The sequence below is a fragment of the Ornithinibacter sp. genome, assembly GCF_035443565.1.
Classification (GTDB): Bacteria; Actinomycetota; Actinomycetes; order Actinomycetales; family Dermatophilaceae; genus Fodinibacter.
Window position 1 is genome coordinate 1 of sequence record NZ_DAORSO010000006.1, and the last position, 15,660, is coordinate 15,660.

Annotated in this window: 16 protein-coding genes and 1 tRNA gene; 13 read left to right on the forward strand and 4 right to left on the reverse strand. The window is 70.5% G+C overall.

Annotated features, from left to right (window positions below):
• Positions 1–396 precede the first annotated feature (396 nt).
• The 5 genes from PLL68_RS01610 (at position 397) to PLL68_RS01630 (ending at position 3,251) form a co-directional block, all read left to right on the forward strand.
• Complete coding sequence (locus PLL68_RS01610) at positions 397–1,035, forward strand: hypothetical protein (RefSeq protein ID WP_324531016.1); 639 nt, start codon at positions 397–399, stop codon at positions 1,033–1,035.
• Positions 1,032–1,727, forward strand: coding sequence for a lysophospholipid acyltransferase family protein (locus PLL68_RS01615; RefSeq protein WP_324531018.1), 696 nt, complete (start codon positions 1,032–1,034; stop codon positions 1,725–1,727). Before PLL68_RS01610 ends, PLL68_RS01615 begins: the two co-directional genes overlap by 4 nt.
• Positions 1,728–1,755: 28 nt before the next feature.
• Entirely contained in the window at positions 1,756–2,007 is a 252-nt protein-coding gene (locus tag PLL68_RS01620; RefSeq protein WP_324531020.1) for a heavy-metal-associated domain-containing protein, read from the forward strand.
• A gap of 67 nt (positions 2,008–2,074) precedes the next feature.
• On the forward strand, positions 2,075–2,674 hold the full coding sequence (gene recR / locus PLL68_RS01625) for a recombination mediator RecR (protein WP_324531022.1): 600 nt from the start codon (positions 2,075–2,077) through the stop codon (positions 2,672–2,674).
• Complete coding sequence (locus PLL68_RS01630; RefSeq protein ID WP_324531024.1) at positions 2,667–3,251, forward strand: DUF5063 domain-containing protein; 585 nt, start codon at positions 2,667–2,669, stop codon at positions 3,249–3,251. Before recR ends, PLL68_RS01630 begins: the two co-directional genes overlap by 8 nt.
• A 23-nt stretch (positions 3,252–3,274) precedes the next feature.
• Here the strand turns inward: PLL68_RS01630 and PLL68_RS01635 are convergent, their stop codons facing one another.
• Complete coding sequence (locus PLL68_RS01635; RefSeq protein ID WP_324531026.1) at positions 3,275–4,399, reverse strand: NAD(P)/FAD-dependent oxidoreductase; 1,125 nt, start codon at positions 4,397–4,399, stop codon at positions 3,275–3,277.
• A gap of 167 nt (positions 4,400–4,566) precedes the next feature.
• On the opposite strand from PLL68_RS01635, the gene PLL68_RS01640 reads away from it, so the two are divergent.
• Genes PLL68_RS01640 through PLL68_RS01670 form a run of 7 tightly spaced genes read left to right on the forward strand, consistent with a single transcriptional unit; the run spans position 4,567 to position 11,944 of the window.
• Positions 4,567–5,850: an aspartate kinase gene (locus PLL68_RS01640; RefSeq protein WP_324531028.1), complete on the forward strand. Its 1,284-nt coding sequence runs from the start codon at positions 4,567–4,569 to the stop codon at positions 5,848–5,850.
• 49 nt (positions 5,851–5,899) lie between these two features.
• A complete protein-coding gene (locus PLL68_RS01645) occupies positions 5,900–7,030 on the forward strand; it encodes an aspartate-semialdehyde dehydrogenase (protein WP_324531030.1) in 1,131 nt (376 codons plus the stop codon).
• Complete coding sequence (locus PLL68_RS01650) at positions 7,027–8,226, forward strand: pyrophosphate--fructose-6-phosphate 1-phosphotransferase (protein WP_324531032.1); 1,200 nt, start codon at positions 7,027–7,029, stop codon at positions 8,224–8,226. Before PLL68_RS01645 ends, PLL68_RS01650 begins: the two co-directional genes overlap by 4 nt.
• A 14-nt stretch (positions 8,227–8,240) precedes the next feature.
• Positions 8,241–8,471: a hypothetical protein gene (locus tag PLL68_RS01655; protein ID WP_324531034.1), complete on the forward strand. Its 231-nt coding sequence runs from the start codon at positions 8,241–8,243 to the stop codon at positions 8,469–8,471.
• 28 nt (positions 8,472–8,499) lie between these two features.
• Positions 8,500–10,218, forward strand: a complete 1,719-nt coding sequence (locus tag PLL68_RS01660; protein WP_324531036.1) for a phospholipase D family protein — start codon at positions 8,500–8,502, stop codon at positions 10,216–10,218.
• A 26-nt stretch (positions 10,219–10,244) separates the two neighbouring features.
• The gene (glsA, locus tag PLL68_RS01665) at positions 10,245–11,297 is read left to right on the forward strand and encodes a glutaminase A (protein WP_324531038.1); all 1,053 of its coding nucleotides are present in this window, start codon (positions 10,245–10,247) and stop codon (positions 11,295–11,297) included.
• A complete protein-coding gene (locus PLL68_RS01670; protein WP_324531040.1) occupies positions 11,297–11,944 on the forward strand; it encodes a GAP family protein in 648 nt (215 codons plus the stop codon). Before glsA ends, PLL68_RS01670 begins: the two co-directional genes overlap by 1 nt.
• A 140-nt stretch (positions 11,945–12,084) precedes the next feature.
• Here the strand turns inward: PLL68_RS01670 and PLL68_RS01675 are convergent.
• Positions 12,085–12,161, reverse strand: a tRNA-Pro gene (locus tag PLL68_RS01675).
• 74 nt (positions 12,162–12,235) lie between these two features.
• Positions 12,236–13,204, reverse strand: a complete 969-nt coding sequence (locus tag PLL68_RS01680) for a metallophosphoesterase (RefSeq protein ID WP_324531042.1) — start codon at positions 13,202–13,204, stop codon at positions 12,236–12,238.
• 58 nt (positions 13,205–13,262) lie between these two features.
• On the opposite strand from PLL68_RS01680, the gene PLL68_RS01685 reads away from it, so the two are divergent.
• On the forward strand, positions 13,263–13,727 hold the full coding sequence (locus PLL68_RS01685; protein WP_324531044.1) for a GatB/YqeY domain-containing protein: 465 nt from the start codon (positions 13,263–13,265) through the stop codon (positions 13,725–13,727).
• Between the two features lie 68 nt (positions 13,728–13,795).
• Here the strand turns inward: PLL68_RS01685 and PLL68_RS01690 are convergent.
• A partial coding sequence (locus PLL68_RS01690; RefSeq protein WP_324531046.1) for a transglycosylase domain-containing protein occupies positions 13,796–15,660 on the reverse strand: 1,865 nt, incomplete at its 5' end.

Consider the following 15,660-nt stretch of genomic DNA (forward strand, 5'->3'; position numbering starts at 1 on the left):
CGCCTCGACCGGCTCGAGCGTCGCCTTGACGTGGGTGGTGTGCCGACGGGAGCGGCCCCGTACTCCGCGCCTGCGCCTGCCCCTGTTCCGGCAGCTACGACTGCGCCAGCACCTCAGGCTGCACCCGCACCCGCACCCGCACCCGCACCCGCACCCGCGGCCGCACCAGCCCCTGCGCCAGCCCCCGCTCCTGCCCCGGCATCCGCCCCACTCTCTGCCGGGGTCGAGGTAATAGCGCACGGTTCTGCGGGCGGTAGTACCCCGACTCCCGCGCAGCAGGCAGCCCCCGCGCAGCAGGCAGCCCCCGCGCGACCGGCTGGCCCAGGCGGCATCGACACCGACGCGATCCGGCGGTCCTGGCCCGACGTCCTCGAGTGGCTGAGCCGCCACAAGCGGGTGACCTGGACGTTCGTGGCGCAGAACGCGCAGGTCCTCGACTACGACGGCCAACGGGTGCTGCTCGGCATCTCCACGGTCGGCCTCGTCGAGACCTTCCGACGTGGCGCCCACGCCGACTACGTGCGTCAGGCCCTCATCGACGTCCTCGGCGTCGATGCGCGGATCGACGGTCAGGCCTCCGACGCGGTCAAGCCGTCCCAGGGCGAGCCGGTGGAACCTGCCCCGGCACGTGCTGACGGCAGCGCCGGCGGCCCGCCCCAGCCGGAGTCCCCACCTGCGCCGGTGCCCACACCAGCAGCGCCGGCCGACGACGCGCCCCGCTCCCCGGCATCCGGCCCGCCGCCCAGCGCGCCAGCGCCAGCCAGCACCCCCCGCGCACCCGTGCCGCCCACCCGAGAGCCGGCCAGCTGGTCGGACGCGCCGCCTCCGGTGGAGTCGGCGCCGTCGTGGGCCAGCCCGTTCGAGCGGGCCAAGGCAGTGGTCGCCGAAGAGGTGGAGCAACCCGCCGTCGAGCACGTCGTCGACGACACCGCGATCAGCGACGACGACGAGTCGATCGACGACCTCGCGGACGTCGGGGTGCCCGTCGTCGAGCGCATCCTCGGTGGCACGGTCATCTCCGAGGAGCCCCGATGAGCTCGCGCTCGTACGCCATCAGCCACGGCGTCGTCGCGCCGCTCAGCAAGCTGCTCTGGCGCCCGATCATCACCGGCACCGAGAACGTCCCGCCCCATGGAGGGGTGTTGCTCGCGAGCAACCACCTGTCCTTCATCGACTCCTTCGCCATCCCGATCGCGGCGCCGCGGCCGGTGAGCTTCCTCGCGAAGTCCGACTACTTCACCGGCACCGGGGTCAGCGGGTCGATCAGGCGGGCGTTCTTCGAGGGCACCAACGCGATTCCCGTCAACCGGCACTCCTCGCGCGCCGCCCAGGAGTCCCTCGACGCAGCGCTGGTCGTGCTGCGCGAAGGCCGCGCGTTCGGCATCTACCCCGAAGGCACCCGCTCGCGCGACGGCCGGCTCTACAAGGGGCGCACAGGGGTCGCGTGGCTGGCACTGACCGCGGGGGTGCCCATCGTGCCGGTCGGCCTCATCGGTACCGACAAGGTGCAACCGATCGGCGGGCACTTCCCCCGGTTGGCCAAGGTGCACGTGTCGTTCGGGCGCCCGATCAGCCCGCAGGCCTATGCGGGAATGCCGTCGGGCAAGGCCCGTCGGATGCTCACCGACGAGGTCATGGACGCCATCGCAGCGCTGTCCGGCCAGGAGCGGGTCGACGCCTACAACGAGTTGCCGCCGGGCTCTACCGGTGCCGCGGTCGGCATCTGAACCACACCCCATCTGAGAAGGAGACACCGTGACCACCGATGACACCAGCAACACCGCCCCCAGCACGCAGACGTTCCGGGCCACGGGCCTGACCTGTGGCCACTGCGCCCACGCGGTCACCGACGAGCTGAGCGCCCTCGACGGCGTCGACGGCGTCGAGATCGAGGTCGTGAGCGGCGGGGAGTCCGTCGTGCGGGTCGCGGCCCAGCGCCCACTGACCACCGATGAGGTCGTGGCGGCTTTGGCCGAGGCAGGCGACTACACCCTCGTCGGCGCCTGACCGAATCACCCGGACCTGCTGCGCGGCGTCGGGAGACAGGGTTGCCGCGAGGTCGTAGGCTCATCACGTGTACGAAGGCGCGGTCCAGGACCTCATCGACGAACTCGGCAGGCTGCCGGGTGTCGGCCCCAAGAGCGCGCAGCGAATCGCGTTCCACCTCTTGCAGTCCGACGCGGCCGACGTCGAGCGGCTGGCCCACGCCCTGACCGAGGTCAAGGCCAAGGTGCGCTTCTGCCAGACGTGCTTCAACATCGCCGAGGCGCAGCAGTGCCGGATCTGTCTGGATCCGCGCCGTGACGTGCACTCGATCTGCGTGGTCGAGGAGCCCAAGGACGTCGTCGCGGTCGAGCGCACCCGTGAGTTCCGCGGCCGCTACCACGTGCTCGGTGGCGCGATCAGCCCCATCGACGGCATCGGCCCGGGCGACTTGCGGGTTCGTGAGCTGATGACTCGGCTCGGCGACGGCACGGTCACCGAGGTCATCATCGCGACGGACCCCAACCTCGAGGGTGAGGCGACGGCCAGCTATCTGTCGCGCATGCTCAAGGACTTCGGGTTGCGGGTGACGCGACTGGCCTCCGGCCTGCCCGTCGGCGGTGACCTCGAGTATGCCGACGAGGTCACCCTCGGGCGTGCCTTCGAAGGACGCAGGCTCATCGATGTCTGAGTTCTCGGTCGCCTCCGCCTCCGCCTCCGACGACTGGGGCCAGATCGCTGCGGAGTCCGCCGCCGACGCGCAGATGTACCTCGTGACCGTGCGCGAGATCGCTGCCGGAAACTCCCCGGACGCCACCTTGCCGATGGCGCTGCTCGCGCTGTCGCAGGTGCTCGTCATGGGGGCCAGGCTGGGTGCCGTGGAGGACGTCGTCCCGGCCGAGCGCTTCGAACCCGATGCCGGGCCGGATGCCGAGTTCGACCCGTTGCGCGCCGGCCTGGCCAACGTGTTCGAGGGCCTCGACGAGTACGGCGACGTCGTCGACCCGGTGCTCGACCCCGAGCCCGTCGTCGGTTACCTCAGCAACGACCTCGTCGACATCGCCTCAGCGCTCAGCCACGGCCTCAGCCACTACGAGGAGGGCCGCACGCTCGAGGCCCTGTGGTGGTGGCAGTTCAGCTACCTCTCGCACTGGGGAGAGCGGGCCGCGGCCGCCCTACGAGTGGTCCAGACCCTGCTCGCGCACGTGCGCCTGGACGCCGATCCGGATGCCGTGTCCGAGGCGCAGTTCGACGCCCTCCACCCCTGACCCCCGCCCGGCCGTCGCCGGGGTCAGGGGGATGCCGGGAGCTCGCCGGACTCGACCGCGGCGCGCAGGTCGTCGGTCGCGTCCCAGTCGTTGGCGTGCATCGCCGCGACGACCCGGCCCTCGCGCGTCCAGAAGGCCCGGAACTGCCGCGCGGACAGGTCACCGTGCACCACGACCTCGTCGTCGCCGCTCGCGTGCCCGACGTACTCCATGCCCAGGTCGTACTGGTCGGTGAAGAAGTAGGGCATCGCGTCGTACGTCTCGTCCGCCCCGGCGAGGTTGTGCGCCGCGACCTTGGCCTGGTTGATCGCGGTGTCCCAGTGCTCGACGCGGATCCGGCGCCCGAGCACGGGGTGCGCGTGGCTCGCGATGTCTCCGACCGCGTACACCGACGCGACCGAGGTGCGCAGCCCGGCATCCACGAGCACGCCGTCGTCCACGGCCAGCCCACCCGAGCGGGCCAGGTCCAGGCGCGGGCTCACGCCGACGCCGGCGACGACGAGGTCGGCGCCCGCCAGGTCGTCCGCCGCGACCGACGTGCCCAGGCGCAGGTCGACGCCGTGCTCGCGGTGCAGGTCGGCGAAGACCTGGGCGACGGTCGGCCCGAGCACGCGCAGCAGCGGTAGCTCGGCGGTCTCGAACACCGTCACCTCGCAGCCCTTCTCGCGCGCGGCCGCGGCCACCTCGAGCCCGATCCAGCCGGCCCCCACGACCGCGATCCGCCCGCCGGCGGCGAAGGCGTCCCGGAGCCGGTCGCTGTCCTCGATGGTGCGCAGGTACGCGGTGGGCACGCCGCTGTCCTCGGCGACGGCGAGCCGGCGCGGCTCGGCGCCGGTCGCCAGCAGCAGCCGTTCGTAGGTCAGGTCGCCGCCGGTTGTCGACACGACGTGCGCGTCGGTGTCGAGCCCGGTCGCCTCCACCCCGAGCCGCAGGTCGACGTCGTGCTCGGCGTACCAGTCGCGAGGGTGCACGAACGCGTCCTCGAGGGAGTCGTTGCCGAGCAGGTACCCCTTGGACAGCGGCGGGCGCTCGTACGGCGGGTGCGTCTCGGCCCCGACGAGGACCACGGTGCCCTCGTACCCCTGCTCGCGCAGCTCGGTCGCGGCGGTGCCCCCCGCCAGGCCTGCTCCGATGATGACGATCGACATGTGGTCCTCCTCGAGTGGTCCCTGCCGACGCTACGCCGCGGGACGCCCCACGGGGTGGTTCGGGGCACCCGGATGCTGTTCGCCCGGCATCTGGGCATCATGTCCGCTCCGTGGACGGCCGGTTAGAGTGTCAGAGCCCACCGAACCACCGTCACGGGAGTAGCACGTTGCCCATCGTCGTCCAGAAGTACGGCGGATCGTCGCTCGCCGACGCCGAGAGCATCAAGCGGGTCGCGAGGCGGATCGCCGAGACGAGGAAGGCCGGCAACGACGTCGTCGTGGCCGTCTCGGCCATGGGCGACAGCACCGACGACCTGCTCGACCTCGCGCAGGAGGTCAGCCCCGTCCCGCCGCCGCGCGAGCTCGACATGCTGATGACGGCAGGTGAGCGGATCTCCATGGCCCTGGTCGCGATGGCGATCTCCGACCTGGGCTACAGCGCCCGTTCCTTCACCGGCAGCCAGGCCGGCGTCATCACCGACGGCGTGCACGGCAAGGCCAAGATCATCGACGTCACCCCGGGGCGCATCACCGAGGCCCTGGCCAAGGGTCACATCGTCATCGTCGCCGGCTTCCAGGGCGTCAGCCAGGGCACCAAGGAGATCACCACCCTGGGCCGGGGCGGCACCGACACCACCGCCGTGGCGCTGGCCGCCGCGCTGCGCGCCGACGTGTGCGAGATCTACACCGACGTCGACGGTGTCTTCACCGCTGACCCGCGCATCGTGCCCAGCGCCCGCAAGCTCGATCGCATCTCCAACGAGGAGATGCTCGAGCTCGCAGCCTCGGGGTCCAAGGTGCTGCACCTGCGCAGCGTCGAGTACGCCCGCCGCTTCGACATCCCCATCCACGTGCGGTCGTCGTTCTCCCACAAGGAGGGCACGATCGTGACCGACCACCCCGCACCCGAAGGACCTGAAGGAGACGCCGTGGAAGCCCCGATCATCGCCGGTGTGGCCCACGACCGCAGCGAGGCGAAGGTGACCGTCGTCGGCGTTCCCGACCGCACCGGCATGGCGGCCAAGATCTTCGAGGCGGTGACGCTGGCCCAGATCAACATCGACATGATCGTCCAGAACGTCTCCGCCACCGCCACCGGCCTCACCGACATCTCCTTCACGCTGCCCAAGACCGACGGCACCGCCGCGGTCGAGGCCCTGCAGCGGGTGCAGGCCGACGTCGGGTTCAGCGGCGTGCAGTTCGACGACCAGATCGGCAAGCTCTCGCTCGTCGGTGCCGGCATGCGATCGAACCCCGGGGTGTCCGCAACGTTCTTCAAGGCCCTCGCCGAGGCCGGGGTCAACATCGAGATGATCTCCACCTCAGAGATCCGCATCTCGGTCATCACCCGCGGTGACCTCCTCGACGACGCCGTTCGCGCTGTGCACACGGCCTTCGGGCTGGACTCCAGCGAGGGCGAGGCCGTCGTCTACGGGGGCACCGGCCGCTGACGTGGGCACCAACCAGGCGCGGCCCCAGGGTTGGCAGCCGACCCTTGCGGTGGTCGGTGCCACGGGTGCGGTCGGCCGTGTCGTCCTCGACGTGCTGCCCACGAGGCACTCCCACTGGGCGCAGGTGCGCCTCGCCGCAGGTGCCGAGGACGTCGGCACGGTGCTCCGGGTGGCCGGCAAGGATGCCGTCGTCGAGGCGCTGACCCCGCAGTTCTTCGACGGCGTCGACGTCGCGATCTTCGACATCCCGCCGGGGATCGCCCGCGAGTGGGTCGAGCTCGCCGCGGCCCGCGGGGTCGTGGCCATCGACAACAGCACCGTCTTCCGCACCGAGCACGACGTGCCGCTCGTCGTCCCCGAGGTCAACCCGCAACGGGTCGCCGACCGGCCCCGCGGCATCATCGCCAACCCGGGCGCGACGGTCATGACGATGATCGACGCCCTCGCCGTGCTCCACGCCGCCTGGGAGCTCACCGAACTGGTCATCACGACCCTCCAGGCAGCGTCCGGTCTGGGACGGGCAGGGATCAGCCGGCTGCACGACGAGCTCGACGTCGTCCACGGCCAGCGTGAGCTCGGGACGCGCCCCGGCGACGTGCGCCGCCTCGTCGAGCACGAGCTGGGCGAGTCGGTCTTTCCCGCGCCGCTCGTGCTCAACGTCATCCCCTTCGTCGGTCACCACGTCGGCGACGGCTGGACGAGCGAGGAGGTCAAGGTGCGCGACGAGACCCGCAAGATCCTCGGCATCCCCGACCTGCCCATCACGACCACGTGCATCCGGGTGCCGGTGGTGTCGTCGCACTCCGTCATCGTCCACGCCACGTTCGCGCGCAAGGTCCGGGTCAACGAAGCTCGGCAAGCCCTCGTCGAGGCCCCGACCATCGTCGTCCTCGATGACCCCGACGAGCCCGAGTTCCCCACACCGAACGACGTCGTCGGGGCCGACCCGCGCTTCGCCGGGCGCATCCGCCAGGCACCGGATGCGCCGATGACCCTCGACCTGTTCATCAGCGGCGACAACCTGCGCAAGGGGGCGGCCCTGAACATGGTCCAGACCGCTGAGCTCGTCGCACGCGACCTCGTCGAAACCACCACAATGGATGCCGTGGTGCCGGCGTCGTCGTCGCGCACCATCGAGCACCCCAGACCACCAGCACCGGACATCAGGAGCACCCCATGACCGTTCGCACCGTCGCCATGCTCACCGCCGGAGGGCTTGCACCGTGCCTGTCCTCCGCCGTCGGCGGACTCATCGAGCGCTACAGCGAGGTCGCTCCCGACGTGCGGATCATCGCCTACCTCGGCGGGTATGCCGGGTTGCTGCGCGGTGAGTGGGTCGAGGTGACGCCGGAGGTCCGCGAGAACGCGCACCTGCTCCACCTGCGCGGGGGTTCGCCGATCGGCAACTCCCGCGTCAAGCTGACCAACGTCGCCGACTGCGTCAAGCGCGGTCTGGTGCAGGAGGGCCAGGACCCGCTGCACGTGGCGGCCGAGCAGCTCACCAAGGACGGTGTCGACGTGCTGCACACCATCGGTGGCGACGACACGAACACCACGGCGGCCGACCTCGCGGCCTACCTGCATGAGAACGACTACGAGCTGACCGTCGTCGGGTTGCCCAAGACGATCGACAACGACGTCGTGCCGATCCGCCAGTCGCTGGGGGCGTGGACGGCCGCCGAGCAGGGCTCGATCTACGCGCAGAACATCATCGCCGAGCACTCCTCGAACCCCCGCATGCTCATCGTCCACGAGGTCATGGGCCGCAACTGTGGCTGGCTCACGGCCGAGACCGCTCGCCGCTACCACGCATGGGTCGCCGAGCAGCAGTTCGTCGAGGGCTTCGGCAACGACCCGCGCTGCTGGGACGTGCACGCCGTGTTCGTGCCCGAGGAGCACATCGACATCGCGGCCGAGGCCGAGCGCCTCAAGGCGATCATGGACGAGATCGGCTGCGTCAACATCTTCCTCTCCGAGGGCGCCGGCGTGGCCGAGGTCGTCGAGGAGCTCAAGGCCGCCGGCCAGGAGGTGCCGGTCGACCCGTTCGGTCACGTGCAGCTCGACAAGGTCAACCCCGGTGCCTGGTTCGCCAAGCAGTTCGGCGCGAAGCTCCAGGCCGAGAAGACCATGGTCCAGAAGTCCGGCTACTTCAGCCGCTCGGCCGCGGCCAACGACGAAGACCTCGCCCTCATCGCGCAGTGCACCTCGCTCGCGGTCGACTCGGCGCTGGCCGGGGTGTCGGGTGTCGTCGGGCACGACGAGGAGCAGGGCGACACGCTGCGGGCGATCGAGTTCCCCCGGATCCAGGGCCACAAGAAGTTCGACGTCACCGTGCCGTGGTTCCGTGAGCTGAAGGAATCGCTCGGTCAGGCCTGACGAGGCGGCTGGTCGTGAGCCAGTACGTCGGGGTTGACGCCTGGTGGGTCGCGGTCGTCATCTACGCCGTGCTCCTGGTCGGTCAGCGGCTCTGGCGCGCCCGGTCCTGGGTGCCGCCCGAGTGGCCGGAGGCCGACTACGGGTGGAAGGTCACCCACCTGTTCTGGGTGCCCTTCCACGTGTTGGACGTCGTGTTCGGCGTGCCGTTGATCTTCGCCATCGTCATCGCCTACTTCGCCATCTGAGCGAGGGTTGGCGGGGCAGGATGAGGCCGTGATCCCCGACCTCTTCCTCACCCCCGACGAGCGGGAGAATCCCGACACCCGCATCGACGAGGGCAAGCCACCGGGCGTGGCCTGGACCGAGGGCAACCACGTGCGGGCGATCGTGCACGGGGCCCCCTACCTGGCGGAGCTGCACGAACGCATCGAAGCGCTCGGCGACGGCGACCTGCTCTACTTCGTGGACTGGCGCGGCGACCCCGACCAGCTGCTCACCGACGACCCCGGGTCCAGCGTCTCCGCGACGTTCTCCGCGGCCGCCCGGCGCGGGGCCGAGGTGAGAGGGTTGCTGTGGCGCTCGCACTGGCACCGGTTCGGCTTCCACTCGCAGAAGTCACGGCTGCTCGGCATCGAGATCGACGAGGCCGGCGGGCAGTGCCTGCGCGACATGCGCGTGCGCACCGGAGGCTCGCACCACCAGAAGTTCGTCCTGCTGCGACACCGCGACGACCCCGGCCGCGACATCGCCTACCTCGGCGGGATCGACCTCTGCCACGGTCGGCGTGACTCCATCGCCCACGAGGGTGACCCCCAGCGGATCGCCATGCCTCAGGTGTTCGGTGCGCGTCCGCCGTGGCACGACGTGCAGGTGGCCATCCAGGGCCCGGCCGTCGCCGACGTCGAGACCACGTTCCGTGAGCGCTGGGAGGACTCGACCCCGCTGACGCTCAACCCCGGGCGGCTCGCCTCGAGCCTGCTGCAGGGTGAGGACCTCCAGCCCCAACCCCTGTCCCCGCAGAGCCCGCCACCACCCAAGGTGGGCGAGATGACATCCGGTGGGGGGGCGACGGCATCCGAGGCGGGCGCGACGGCATCCGAAGCCGTTCAGATCGTGCGCACCTACCCGTCGATCCTGCCCAAGGGCTACGACTTCGCCCCCCGCGGCGAGCGCAGCATCGCCCATGCGAACACCAAGGCGGTGGCGCACGCACGGCACCTGATCTACCTGGAGGACCAGTACCTGTGGTCGGAGGAGGTCGGCCGGCACTTCGGTGAGGCCCTGCGCGCCAACCCGCAGTTGCGGCTGATCGCGGTGATCCCCATGGTGCCGGACGTCGACGGTGCCGTGTCGCTGCCGCCACAGCTGTACGGGCGCAAGCTCGCCATGGACCTCCTGCTGGAGGCCGGGGGTGACCGCGTCGCGGTGTACGGGCTGACGAGCGACGCCGGCTACCCGATCTACGTGCACGCCAAGGTGTGTGTCATCGACGACGTGTGGTCCAGCGTCGGCTCCGACAACTTCAACCGCAGGTCGTGGTCGAGCGACTCCGAGATCGCGTGCACCGTGCAGGACACGCGGGTGCGGGGGCTCGACGAGCCGGCACCGCGCGACAGCTTCGCCCGGCGGCTGCGGCGCGAGCTCGTCGCTGAGCACACCGGCCTTGACCCGCAGGACGTGCCCGATGACGCCGACGAGCTGTGGGACCTCATGGCGCAGCGGGCCGATGCCCTTGACGAGTGGTACGCATCCGGCGCGGGCCCCCGTGGGCGTCGGCACCTGCCCCGGCCCAAGGGGCCGATGAAGGGCACATCGGTGCGGTGGCGTCGGCGTTCGGGGGCGTGGTCCGGCGCTGACGGCGTCGAACGTCCACCCGGCCGTCTGCGCCGGCTCTCCCCGCCGGAGCTGAGCAGGGCCCAGATGCTGTGGGCGCCCCGGCTCTACGACGCGTTCGACCCCGACGGCACGATCCTTCGCGACGACGCCATCTGAGGCGCCGGGCGGCATACCATCGCGACATGACCGATCCCGGCTCGTCCCTGCCGGGGCGCGGCGCCACCGCTGATCTGGGTGCGACCTACGTCTCGACCGGGCACCTCCCCCGTGACGAGTGGGTCCGTGAGGCGGTGGCGGCCTGTCACGCCGAGGTGGCAACTGTCGACGCGGGTCGTGTCAGCACGGTGTATCCCGCGCTGGCACAGGCGGATCCGTCGTTGTTCGGCATCGCGGTCATCGGCGTCGACGGGCACGAGTTCGTCGCCGGCGACGTCGACGTCCCGTTCGCGCTCATGAGCGTGGCCAAGCCGTTCGTCTTCGCCCTCGCCTGTGCTCGCCTCGGGGTCGATGGGGTCGTCGACCACATCGGCGTCGACGCCACCGGGCGACCGTTCAACTCGCTGGCCGCCGTCGAGCACAGTCCCGACGGGCGCACCAACCCGATGGTCAACTCGGGTGCCATCGCCTGCACCGGCCTGTTCCTGGGGCGAAACCGCGACTTCACGGTCGATGCCGCGTGGGACGAGCTGCGCGCCGGACTCTCCGCCTTCGCGGGCCGCGACCTGTCGCTCGACGACGGCATCCACGACAGCGCCCGCGCGACCAACCAGCGCAACCGGGCCCTGGGGCAGTTGCTGCACTCTCTCGGCCGCCTCGACGACCCGGATGGCGCCGTCGACCTGTACACCAGGCAGAGTTCGCTGGCCGTCACCGCCCGAGACCTCGCTGTCATGGGGGCCACGCTCGCCGACGGGGGAGTCAACCCCGTCACGGGCGTCGCCGTGGTGAGCCCTCAGGTCGCAGCGCGCACGCTGGCGGTGATGACGACCGCCGGGATGTACGAGACCTCAGGTGAGTGGCTCGTGCGGGTCGGGCTACCCGGCAAGAGCGGCATCGGCGGCGGGATCGTCACGGCCGCGCCCGGCAAGGGTGGCCTCGGGACGTTCTCCCCACCACTGGATGCCGCTGGCAACAGTGTTCGGGGCATCCTCGCCGCCGAGCGGCTCTCGCGAACCCTCGGCCTGGATCTCTTCGGGTCCGCGGCGCTCGTGCCGGTCGTACGAAGCCGACGCTGATGGTGTCCGACCTCGTTCCGCTGGTGATCGGCATCCTCGCCTCGCCCTTCCCCGTCATCCCGGTGATCCTGCTCCTGCTGACCCCGCGGGCGACCGCCAACGCCGTGTCGTTCCTCGGCGGCTGGGCGGCAGGGGTTGCCGCTGGCACCGCGCTCTTCGTGGGCCTGGCGACCGTCATCGACGGGTTCGAGGAGACGCCCACCTGGGTGTCGTGGGCGCGCGTGCTGCTCGGCGGGGTGCTCGTCGTCGTCGGCGTGCGCGCCTTCCTGACCCGCCACGCGAACGCAGAGTCACCGGGGTGGATGCGGGCGCTCGGTGAGTCCACCCCGCCGTCAGCGCTACGGCTCGGTGCGCTGCTCTCGGGGGCCAATCCCAAGATCCTGCTGCTCAGCGCAGCGGCCGGTCTGACCATCGCTGCCGAGGAGCAGGGCACCGCGGCAACAGTGGCGACCGTCATCGCCTTCGCGCTCGTCGGGTCGCTGTCGGTGGCCCTGCCGATCGGCGTGCACCTCGTGCTCGGGGACCGCGCGCAGGCCCCGTTGCGGCGGGCCGAGGCCTGGCTCACGACGCACAACGCGACGATCATGGCCGTCGTCGTCCTCGTCATCGGTGCGCTCCTGCTGAGCAAGGGTCTGAGCGGCATCTGACGATCGCGTTCGTGACCTACCCGCGGTGGGGCGGGTGCGTCCGAAAGCCTGCCTGAAGGAGCTCGTGGAAGGCGTTCCGGGGGCCGGGCCCGAGACGCGTGATGGCGGCCACCCGACACTGTCGAGCAACCGCCATCATCTGGTCGGGGTGACAGGATTTGAACCTGCGGCCTCGTCGTCCCGAACGACGCGCGCTACCAAGCTGCGCCACACCCCGTGGCTGTTAGCCGTACCCGGGGGTGCGGCGACACCCGAGGATAGCCGACCCGGTGCGGCGTACAGAAATCGGCCTCAGCTGTCGCGGGCCAGCAGGGTCAGCAGGGTTGCCTCGGGCCGGCAGGCGAAGCGCACGGGAGCGTAGGGGGAGGTTCCCAGCCCCGCTGAGACGTGCAGCCACGCGGCATCCTCGGGAGCATCCGAGGAGGGTGCCGCGCCCCCTCGAGCACCGGCGGTGCCGGCGCCCGGCCACCACCTCGAGACGCCCTTGGCGCGCCTGGTGTCGAGGTCACAGTTCGTCACCAGGGCACCCCAGAGCGGAACGGCCAGCTGCCCACCGTGGGTGTGGCCAGCGAGCACGACGGATGCCCCGTCGCCGACCATGGCGTCGAGCACCCGCTGGTAGGGAGCGTGCACCAGGCCCATCGTCAGGGCCACGTCGGTGGATGCCGAACCGGCCACCTTCGCGTACCGGTCGTAGCCGATGTGTGGGTCGTTCACCCCCACGAGCTCGACATCGTGGTCCCCCATCCGCACGATCCTGCGAGCGTTGTTCAGGTCTGCCCAGCCCTTGCTGCCCAAGCCGTCGCGCAGCGCCTTGACGGGCAGCGTCGAGCGTCGGGCCGGGGCGTCGGCGTGGCGGCTGGTGAGGTAGCGGGCCGGGTTCTTCGGCGTCGGGGCGAAGTAGTCGTTCGAGCCCAGGACGAACGCACCCGGCCGCTCGAGAAGCGGCTCCATCGCTCGCAGGAGCGGTGGCACGGCATCCAGGTGGGCGAGGTTGTCTCCCGAGTTCACGACGAAGTCGGGATCGAGCTCGGCCAGGGAGCGAACCCAGTCGATCTTCTTGGTCTGGCCGGGCGTCAGGTGCAGGTCGGAGACCTGGAGGATGCGCACCGGAGCCGCCCCGGGTGGCAGTGCGGGAACGGCGAAGCGGCGCAGGGTGAACCAGGTGCGTTCCACGAACGCGGCGTACGCGATCCCGACGAGACCGGCGCCGGCGAGGCCACCAGCGGTGCGCAGCGCGGTGCGAGCCAGGTCGTCCATCTCTCCATCCTCGCAAACCGGTGGCGCCCCACCCAATCGCCGGTGGGAGACTGGGGCCATGACCGACGACACGCTCAAGGCTCGCCTCCAGCACGACCTGCACGACGCCATGCGCGCACGCGACACCGTGCGCTCGGGCACGCTGCGGATGACGTTGACCGCCATCACCAACGCCGAGGTGGCTGGTGACGAGGCGCGCGAGCTCAGCGACGACGAGGTCCTCAAGGTGGTCGCCAAGGAGGCCAAGAAGCGCAAGGAGGCCGCCGCCGCCTTCACCGGCGCCGGCCGACCTGAGCTCGCAGCCACCGAGGAGGCCGAGCTGCTCGTGCTCGAGGGCTACCTGCCCGCCCAGCTCGACGACGAGGCCCTTCGCGAGATCGTCGACCGGGCGGTCGCCGCCACCGGCGCCACCGGGATGCCGCAGCTCGGCATGGTGATGAAGGCAGCCCAGGGCGAGGTCGCTGGCCGGGCAGACGGCGGCCGGGTGGCTGCCGTGGTGAAGCAGGTGCTGTCCGGGGCATAGGCCGACAGGGCCGGGACATGAGATGGGGCCCGAGCCGCCAGTAGGCGGCTCGGGCCCCATCTCATCCGCTAGCTCTTCGTCGGTTTCGGCGCTGGCTTGCCGGGCTTCTTGGCCGGCTCCGGAGTCTGCTGGGGTTTCTCCGGGGCAGCCGCCTTCTTGGGGGCGGTCGGTGGCGGTGTGTAGCCGTTGGACAGCCACAGGCCGACCCGCCCACCCGGCAGGGCCGAGCCCGAGGGGTCGGTGAAGGCGACAGTCCCGGCGGGCAGGCTGCTGTTGGTGCGGCCAGCGACGAAGCCGCTGAAGCCGGCCTCCTTCAGAAGTGCGAGCGCGCTGTCGGGGCCGCGGCCGATGACGTTCGGCAGGCGCACGTAGTTGCCCCTGCGGATGTCCGCCGACGGGCTCTTGAAGTCCTTGACCGGCATGCCCTTGTGGGCGGTCTTCATGATCTTGGACCAGATGGGTGCGGACACGGTTGAGCCGTACACCCGGCTGGGGCACCCGTAGTCGCCGAAGCACTTGCCGCGCAGGGTGTAGAGCTTGCCGTTCTTGTTCGCTGGTTTGAGGTTGCCGACCAACACCACCGTCGAGATCTGCGGGGTGTACCCGGCGAACCAGACCTGGTTGAACCGCTCGGTCGTTCCGGTCTTCCCGGCTGCCGGCCGGGCGCTGCTGCTCCACATGGACCCGAGGTTGACCTTGACCACGCTCTGCAGCAGGTCAGTCACGCCAGCGGCGACATCGGCGGAGATGACCTGCGAGCACTTGGCTGCGGGAATCTTCAGGCTCTTGCGATCGGGGGTGCTGATGGCGGTGACGGGCTGGGGCTCGCAGTACTTGCCGTTCGCGGCCAGGGTCGCGTAGGCACTGGCCACACTCATCGGGGTCGACTCACCGGCGCCGAGGGCGATGCCCGAGATGGTGTCCGAGATGGGCTTGCCGTCAGCGCGGTGCAGGCCCATCTTCACCATCGTGTCGCGCACCGAGCAGGCGCCGAGGCGCACGTTGAGAGCCGCGAAGAACGGGTTGACCGACTTGACCGTCCCCTCCCGCAGCGTCATTGGCCCTGCGCTCATCGAGAAGTCGTTCTTGACCGGCCACGGCTCGTTGGTCGAGCACTCGTCAACCATGTTCTTCGGCTCGAACACCGCGGGCTTGGTCGGGCTGGACGCGGGGACATTGATGGTCGCGTTGAGCGGCATCCCCCGCTCGAGAGCTTCCACGAGTGCGAAGGTCTTGGCCGTGGAGCCGATCTGGTAGCCATTGGGGCCGCCGCCGTACTCCTGGTCGACGTTGATGTTGGTCTGGTACTTCGCGAAGTCCGTGGCCTGAACCATCGCGAGCACCTTGCCCGTGCCCGGCTCGATCATGGTCACGGCGCCGGCGAGGTTCTGCTTGTTGTTCGGCTTGACTGCCTTGGCGAGTTCCTTCTTGGCGCTCGCCTGCATCGCCGGGTTCAGGGTGGTGCGAATGACCAGCCCGCCCTGGTTGATGGTCTTCAGGCGCTCGGCGGGGGTCTTGCCCAGCACGGCCATCTGGGGCGACTTCTGCAACCACTCCATGACGTAGGCGCAGAAGTACGGCTCGGGGGACCGGAAGCAGACACCCTTGGCCGGCTTGCGCTTGACGACCTTTGCGACCTCCTGCTTCTTCGCAGCGGCGACGTCCTTGGCCGACGCCAGCCCGAGTGCCTGCATGCGGTCGAGGACCTGGTTCCGGCGGGACTGAGCGGCCTTGGGGTGCAGCACCGGGTTGAACGCCGTGGGCTGCTGGACGATGCCGGCGAGCAGGGCCGCCTGGCCGAGGTTGAGCTTGGCGGCGGAGACGCCGAAGTAGTTCTGGGCCGCGGCCTCGACGCCGTAGGCCTGGTCGCCGTAGTACACGAGGTTGAGGTAGCCCTCGAGGATCTGCTCCTTGGTGAAGTTCTCCTCGACGT